Source organism: Pseudomonas sp. (assembly GCF_035277045.1).
Taxonomy (GTDB): domain Bacteria; phylum Pseudomonadota; class Gammaproteobacteria; order Pseudomonadales; family Pseudomonadaceae; genus Aquipseudomonas.
Genome location: NZ_DATELE010000052.1, coordinates 1 through 2,952, shown reverse-complemented (window position 1 = coordinate 2,952; position 2,952 = coordinate 1). Strand labels below are relative to the sequence as shown.

Below are 2,952 nucleotides of genomic sequence, written 5' to 3'. Positions count from 1 at the left end.
AGTGTTCAGTTGCTACGACCTGCTGGGGCGCGCGTACACCGGCCACCACCTTCCCGCCCGGCAAGTGCTGCCGGTGGCATTCGTGTGTTACGCCTTCAACCTCAATTTCACCACCTGGGTCGGCGGCGTGGCGCTGCGCTACCGGTTATACAGCCGGTTGGGGCTCGACACGGCAACCATCACCCGGATCATCACGTTGGGCATTCTCACCAACTGGGTGGGCTACATGGCCTTGGCAGGGACAGTGTTCGCGCTGCGCCTGGTGAAGCTGCCCGAGAACTGGGCGGTGGGCGCCACGGGTTTGCAGATGATCGGTGTCCTGCTACTGGTGCTGGCGGCCGGCTACCTGTATGCCTGCGGCTTTGCCAAGCGCCGCACCTGGCGCTGGCGTGAACATGAGATCACTCTGCCGTCGTTGCGGTTCGCGGCCATTCAGGTGAGCCTGGGTGCCAGCAACTGGGCGCTGATGGCGCTGCTGATCTACTGGCTGTTGCCCGATGACCTGTTCTACCCCTCGATACTCGGGATCCTGCTGATCAGTTGCGTGGCCGGGGTGGTTGCGCATATTCCCGCAGGCCTGGGCGTGCTGGAAGCGGTGTTCCTTGCGCTGCTGCACGGGCAGCTCAGCCAGGGCAGCCTGATCGCGACGTTGCTGGGTTATCGCACGCTGTACTACCTGATTCCCCTGTTGCTGGCGATCATCGCGTATCTGGTGCTCGAGAAACGGGCCAAAGCCATGCGACTGCAAGGCAAAGGCACTTTGCGCAAGACCTGACACTCGGGCTCTGGCCCAGGAGGAGACCATGCGGATTCACTTGTCGCTGCTACTGCTGGGCAGCCTCGCCAGCATGCAAGCCCTGGGCGAGGCCTGTGACGTGATGACACGCTCCTCCAGCAGCGCGGTCAAGCCGGTGGAGCAGCACACCTGCTACAACTTCACCGGCATGCCGGGCGACGCGATCGCCTGGTCGTGCAGCAATGAAAGCAAGGAGATGCTTAACAGCGAGAAGCGCCAGGTGGCGCAGTGCGAGGAAGGCAGCCTGGGACGGTGTACCGCGCCGTTGACCCAGGAATCGCTCGCCAACCCCCGCTCTGGCGGCCGGGGGGAGCCGACCACCCGCCCGGCGGTGCCCAAAGACGCACGGCTGGTGACGCACTACTACAGCACGGCCGACCTTGGGCAGGCGCAGATTGATTGCAAGAACAACAGCGGGGTGTGGGAAGTGCAGTAGCGCGTTGGAAGGGTTGGGGCATACCGGCCTCTTCGCTGGCTTGCCAGCGAAGAGGCCGGTACAAACGTCATCAGACTTCGTCGTCGCGCTCTATCTTCTCGCTCTCCCCGCAATGGCACCCCGCCATCCGGCAAGGCGCTCCCTCGCGATGCCCGCTGGCACAGGCTTCGCAGCAATAGGCCTTGCCCCCTTGCACCTGAGCATTGGCATCCACGGCGCAATCGCATTCTGGGCACGCACACACTTGATCAGTCATGATTTCCTACTCCCGATATCGGCATCGTTTTCTCCATCCAGCGGCGTCACCTCGTCCGTCCAGGGCTCGCCATCGAGCGGCGCTGAACGCGCGAGCTCAGCCTCGTCCAGGCCAATGCCACCGCCAATCTCGTTCTCGTCGACCTCCGTGAGCGCCCTGTCCAGGGGACCACTGCCACCGGGCTCATGGGGATCACGCGCGCCGGTCTGGTCGAACAGAGTATCCGGGCTCAGGTCATCAAGGGTCACGTTGTCTTCGTGCAGGCTGTCGGTCAGGGCTTCCCCGCCGGTCATGCCGCTTTCCTCGACGCGCCGGTCAGGGAACTCCTGCTCCACCTCGGCGGGCGGGCGCTCATCACCGATGCGGCCGGTGCGCTCATCCTGGCTCTCATCGAAGTCGAGTTCGTGGACACTGCCCATGCGGTCTTCAGTGGTGTCGATCTCGACCTGGGGCCGGGTCTTGGGATCATTTGGCTGGCTGCTCATGGTGCCTCTCCATTTGTATGGGCCTGACCTGTCGACTTCGACAGTCGGCAAATGATTCAGAGTTTTCGCCAGGCGGCCACCGTCCCGCCAACAGATTGAACTCCAGGGCCTGCGGCTCTCTCCCATGTCCAGAGACCCGTGAATTGCCCGGAGCGCCCCATGGCAAAGCCCCTGCAGGAGTATCAGCGCAAGCGTGATTTCAACGCCACGTCCGAGCCTGCCGGCAAGACGCCCCGGGGCCGGCAGGCTCATGCGCTGCAGTACTGCATCCAGAAGCACGACGCCAGCCACCTGCACTACGACTTTCGCCTGGAACTCGACGGCACGCTGAAAAGCTGGGCCATTCCGAAAGGTCCTTCGCTCGATCCCAAGGTGCGGCGTCTGGCGGTGCACGTGGAGGATCATCCACTGGACTACGCCACGTTCGAAGGGAGCATCCCTGAAGGGCATTACGGCGCTGGCGATGTCATCGTCTGGGACCGTGGCGTCTGGGAGCCCGAGGGCGATCCACACCAGGCCTATGCCAAGGGCAAGCTGCGCTTTCGCCTGCGGGGCGAGAAGCTGGCCGGGGTATGGAACCTGTTTCGCACCAGCATGGGCGGCAAGAAAGAGCAGTGGATGCTGATCAAGTCCAACGACGGCGAGGCCCGTAGCGAGGCCGACTACGACATCCTCGAGGACAAGCCCGACAGCGTGCTGAGCGAGCGCACCTTGCTGCCCCGGCAGGCCAAGGGCGCCGCCAAGGCCGACACCTCCGACGGCGCGTCTCCCAGACGCGCTGCCAAGGGTCGCAAGGCAGCGATGCCCGACATGCTGCAGCCGCAGTTGGCGACCTTGGTCGAATCGCCGCCGGGCGGTGAGTGGCGTTACGAGGTCAAGTTCGACGGCTACCGGATTCTTGCCCGTATCGAGGGCGATGACGTGCGGCTGTTCACCCGCAATGGCAATGACTGGAGCGCGAAGATGCCGCACCAGGCCA

At 64.0% G+C, this 2,952-nt stretch carries 5 protein-coding genes; 3 read left to right on the top strand and 2 right to left on the bottom strand.

Annotated elements, in window-relative coordinates; all coding sequences use genetic code 11:
* On the top strand, positions 1–775 hold a 775-nt coding region (locus VJS90_RS02590; RefSeq protein ID WP_324118806.1), incomplete at its 5' end, for a UPF0104 family protein.
* Between the two features lie 28 nt (positions 776–803).
* On the top strand, positions 804–1,232 hold the full coding sequence (locus VJS90_RS02585) for a hypothetical protein (protein ID WP_324118804.1): 429 nt from the start codon (positions 804–806) through the stop codon (positions 1,230–1,232).
* A gap of 70 nt (positions 1,233–1,302) precedes the next feature.
* Here the strand turns inward: VJS90_RS02585 and VJS90_RS02580 are convergent, their stop codons facing one another.
* On the bottom strand, positions 1,303–1,488 hold the full coding sequence (locus VJS90_RS02580; protein ID WP_324118802.1) for a metallothionein: 186 nt from the start codon (positions 1,486–1,488) through the stop codon (positions 1,303–1,305).
* The gene (locus tag VJS90_RS02575) at positions 1,485–1,973 is read right to left on the bottom strand and encodes a phosphotransferase system, HPr-related protein (protein WP_324118800.1); all 489 of its coding nucleotides are present in this window, start codon (positions 1,971–1,973) and stop codon (positions 1,485–1,487) included. Before VJS90_RS02575 ends, VJS90_RS02580 begins: the two co-directional genes overlap by 4 nt.
* Before the next feature lie 159 nt (positions 1,974–2,132).
* On the opposite strand from VJS90_RS02575, the gene VJS90_RS02570 reads away from it, so the two are divergent.
* Positions 2,133–2,952, top strand: an 820-nt coding sequence (locus tag VJS90_RS02570) for a DNA polymerase ligase N-terminal domain-containing protein (protein ID WP_324118798.1), incomplete at its 3' end; no start/stop codon positions are given.

What these genes read in the sequence shown, in the direction of transcription:
- VJS90_RS02585 (WP_324118804.1), top strand. Translation starts at nt 804, where the DNA reads ATGCGGATTCACTTGTCGCTGCTACTGCTGGGCAGCCTCGCCAGCATG.
- VJS90_RS02580 (WP_324118802.1), bottom strand. Translation starts at nt 1,488, where the DNA reads ATGACTGATCAAGTGTGTGCGTGCCCAGAATGCGATTGCGCCGTGGAT.
- VJS90_RS02575 (WP_324118800.1), bottom strand. Translation starts at nt 1,973, where the DNA reads ATGAGCAGCCAGCCAAATGATCCCAAGACCCGGCCCCAGGTCGAGATC.